4 protein-coding genes and 1 pseudogene are annotated in these 3,721 nt (G+C 72.5%); 2 read left to right on the forward strand and 3 right to left on the reverse strand.

Annotated elements, in window-relative coordinates:
• The coding region (locus tag D8M35_RS15810) for a DEAD/DEAH box helicase (protein WP_148113404.1) at positions 1–1,185 on the reverse strand (1,185 nt) is incomplete at its 3' end.
• Positions 1,186–1,289: 104 nt separating this feature from the next.
• Between D8M35_RS15810 and D8M35_RS15815 the strand changes: the two genes are divergently transcribed.
• A complete protein-coding gene (locus tag D8M35_RS15815) occupies positions 1,290–2,006 on the forward strand; it encodes a ferritin-like fold-containing protein (RefSeq protein WP_161972693.1) in 717 nt (238 codons plus the stop codon).
• 101 nt (positions 2,007–2,107) lie between these two features.
• Here the strand turns inward: D8M35_RS15815 and D8M35_RS15820 are convergent, their stop codons facing one another.
• Entirely contained in the window at positions 2,108–2,395 is a 288-nt protein-coding gene (locus tag D8M35_RS15820) for a hypothetical protein (protein WP_126892675.1), read from the reverse strand.
• A gap of 1 nt (position 2,396) precedes the next feature.
• Entirely contained in the window at positions 2,397–2,621 is a 225-nt protein-coding gene (locus D8M35_RS15825) for a DUF3107 domain-containing protein (RefSeq protein ID WP_126892676.1), read from the reverse strand.
• Between the two features lie 275 nt (positions 2,622–2,896).
• Here D8M35_RS15825 and D8M35_RS15830 point away from each other — a divergent pair.
• A pseudogene (locus D8M35_RS15830) lies at positions 2,897–3,535 on the forward strand (UvrD-helicase domain-containing protein); the annotation flags it as partial.
• Between the last annotated feature and the right edge of the window lie 186 nt (positions 3,536–3,721).

A 3,721-nucleotide genomic window follows, 5' to 3' on the forward strand; every position in this document is an offset into this window, starting at 1 on the left:
TGCGCCGGGCAGGCGGCCCTTCGTCCCCGCGGGGATGTCGAGGTCGGCGAACAGGTGCGGCGACGACGAGTAGGTCTCGACGGGCTCGGGGATGCCGAACTCGAGGGCCTTGTCGATGAGCGTCCACTTGTGCAGGTCGTCCCAGTCGACGAACGTGACCGCGATGCCGGTCTTGCCCGCACGACCGGTGCGGCCGGCGCGGTGCAGGTAGGTGTCCGGGTCGTCCGGGATCGTGTGGTTGATGACGTGCGTGACGTCGTCCACGTCGATGCCGCGGGCGGCGACGTCGGTCGCGATGAGCACGTCGCGCTTGCCCGCCTTGAACGCCGCCATCGCGCGCTCGCGCTGCTCCTGGTTGAGGTCGCCGTGGACGGCTGCGGCGTTGAAGCCGCGGTCCTTCAGTTCCTCGACCAGCTTCGCCGCCGCGCGCTTCGTGCGGGTGAAGATGACGGTCTTGCCGCGACCCTCGGCCTGCAGGATGCGGGCGATGACCTCGTCCTTGTCGAGCGAGTGCGCGCGGTAGATGACGTGCTTGATGTTCGCCTGCGTCAGGCCCTCGTCGGGGTCCGTCGCGCGGATGTGCACCGGACGCGTCATGAAGCGACGTGCGAGCGCGACGATCGGCGCGGGCATCGTCGCCGAGAACAGCATCGTGTGCCGCACCGCGGGGACCGCCTGGAAGATGCGCTCGATGTCCGACAGGAAGCCGAGGTCGAGCATGCGGTCGGCCTCGTCGAGCACGACCTCTTGCACCTTCGACAGGTCGAGGAGGCGCTGGCGCTGCAGGTCGATGAGGCGACCGGGGGTCCCGACGACGATCTGCGCGCCGGCCTTGAGCTGCTCGATCTGGCCCTCGTACGCCTTGCCGCCGTAGATGGAGACGATCGTGGTCGAGCGGTTCGACGTGGCGACCTCGAGGTCCTCGGTCACCTGCACGGCGAGTTCACGCGTGGGGACGACGACGAGCGCCTTGACGCCGTGTTCGGGGTCCGCGCCGAGGCGCTGGATCAGCGGGAGGCCGAAGCCGAAGGTCTTGCCGGTACCGGTCTTGGCCTGGCCGATGATGTCCTGGCCGGTGAGGGCGAGCGGGATCGTCTGCTGCTGGATCGGGAAGGGCTCGCTGATGCCCTTCGTCGCGAGCGCGTCGACGATGTCCTGCTCGATGGAGAGGTCTGCGAAAGTCAATGGATCACCTTGGTCCTGGTGGGAGTCCCGGCCAGTCTACCGACGGCCGGCGACGACAGCGCCCGCCGGGCGGGAGCGGCGCCCGTTCCCCGTATGCTCGGGGCATGGTGTCGTGGTGGAACCGGAAGCGCGCTGCGCAGCTCGCAGCCGCGTGGTTGGCGTCGCGCAACCCGCGGAACGCCTCGCCCGTGGAGCGCCTGCAGCTGGACGACGTGAGCCCGGAGCTCGACGTGTACCTGGGGCAGGCCGCCTACCTGCAGCTCTCGCTCTACGAGACGATGGGGCGTGCCGGGGCCGCGGCGCCGACGATGTCCGGACGCCTCGTGACGGGTGTGCTCGCGACGACGGCGCTCGAGCGGCACCGGACGATCGTCGCCGAGATCGAACGAGGCGGGTGGGCGCCGGCGGAGCTTATGGAGCCGCACCGCGAGGCGATCGACCGCTTCCTGCTGCGCACCAGTGGCGCCGACTGGTACGAGTCGATGCTCACCGGGTACGTGACGGCGGGCATCCTCAACGACCTGTTCGGCAGCCTGCTCCGCTCGCTGCCGCTCGACGTCCGACAGCGACTGCGCACGGTCTTCGACGCGCGCGAGGAGCCCGCGGTCGTGCAGGAGCTGTCCGAGCACATCGAGCAGGACCCGCGTGTCGGGTCGCGGCTGGCCATGTGGGGCCGCCGACTCGTCGGGGACACCCTGCTCGTGGCACGGTCCGCGCTGGCGGTCCACGCGCGGGAGGACCAGGAGAAGCTCGAGCCGGTGTGGACGGAGCTCATCGCGGCACACACGCGGCGGATGGACGCGCTCGGGCTGACCGCCTGAGGGGCGGCGGTCCGGTCGGGCTGGCCCCGGGGGTACGGTCAGGCGCGTTCGGCGCGGGAGCGCTCGGCGCGGTCGTGCTCGTCCGTGCAGGACCGGTGCGGTCAGGCGCGGGCCCGCTCGAAGAAGTCCTCGTCCGCGGCGGTGCGGCGACGACCCAGGACCCACTCGGTGACGACGGCGACGACGCCGGCGCCGACCAGGGCGAGCACCCAGATCCAGCCGCCGTCGTACGGCCAGCCGGCCCAGGTCAGGGCCTCCCACACGACGGCGGCGACGACGCCGCCGACCACCGGGCCGAGCAGCGCACCGCGCGTCGAGCGCCAGGGCACGACGACGTGCGCGACGGCCCCGGCGATGAGGCCGCCGAGCACGGCGAAGAGCAACTCCACGTCAGGCGACGAAGCCGATGCGGCGCGACTCCTCTGCACCGACCTCGACGTAGGCGAGCGCGGCGACCGGCACGATGAACCGGCGGCCCTTCTCGTCCTTGAGGGAGAGGTGGGTCGACTGCGACTCGAGGGCTGCTGCCACGGCCTGCTCGATCTCCTCGGCGCTCTGGGCGGTCTCGAAGGCGATCTCGCGCGGGCTGTTGATGATGCCGATCTTGATGTCCACGAGCACAGCGTATCCGAGCGGCCCCCGACGACACCGGGCGTTCGCCCGGGGCGCACCGCAGCGGTGGCGGCGGTGTGTTCCTCGCACCGGGCCGGAGCGCACGCGGCTCCGGTCGCGGTGGGTCGGCCGCTGCTGTCGGCCGTGGTCGGTACCGTGTCCGCGTGCCCAGGACCACGCTGACGACCCTCCCCGAGGACGTCGGGGTCGCCCGTGCGCTCGTCGCCGACCCCGCGCAGGATGCCGTCCTGACGCTGCCCGACGCCCGGCACGCCGCCGTGATCGGCGCACCGGGCACCGGCAAGACCACCACGCTCACGCGGCTCGTCGCCGAGCGGCTCGCCCGTCCGGACGGGATCTCGCCTGACGGCCACGCGGCGGTGCTCGCGCTGACGTCCGCCCGGACAGCGGCGACCGCGCTCCGCGACCGTCTGGCGGCCGCCGTCGACCGGGTCGTCCCCGGGGCGCTCGCCCGGACCGTCAACTCCCTCGCCTTCCAGGTCGTCGCACACGCAGCGGCGCTGCAGGGGCAGGAAGCGCCGACGCTGCTGACCGGTGGTGAGCAGGACCGCATCATCGCCGACCTGCTCGACGGGCACGAGATCGACGGTGGCGGTCCCGCGTGGCCGGCCCCGATCACCGCCGTCGTCCGGGAGCGTGCAGGGTTCCGGACCGCGCTCCGTGACGTGATGATGCGGGCCGTGGCCGCCGGTGTGGAGCCCGACGACATGCGCGAGCTCGCCGACGAGCGCGGACGCCCCGAGTGGCGCGCGGTCGGCGACTTCGTGGACGAGTACCGCGCGTCGGTGACGGCCTTCCGCGGCAGCAGCCTCGACTCGGCGGAGCTGGTGGCCTTCGCGACGGCCGCCGTCCTGCGGCACGAGGTCCCGGCGAGCGTCGCGGCGCTGCGGCTGGTCGTCGTGGACGACACCCAGGAACTCGTCGAGGGCGAGATCGCCCTGCTCGGCGCACTCGCGCGTCCGGCAGCGCGGCGAGACGACCGGCGACGTCCTGCCAGTCGTCGGCCGTGGCGGTCGGCATCAGGTCGAGGACGTCGCGGAACTCCTGCGCGGGGCTCGCGATCACGTTGAGGTTCCGCAGGT

The organism is Curtobacterium sp. HSID17257, from assembly GCF_003989515.1.
GTDB lineage: Bacteria > Actinomycetota > Actinomycetes > Actinomycetales > Microbacteriaceae > Curtobacterium.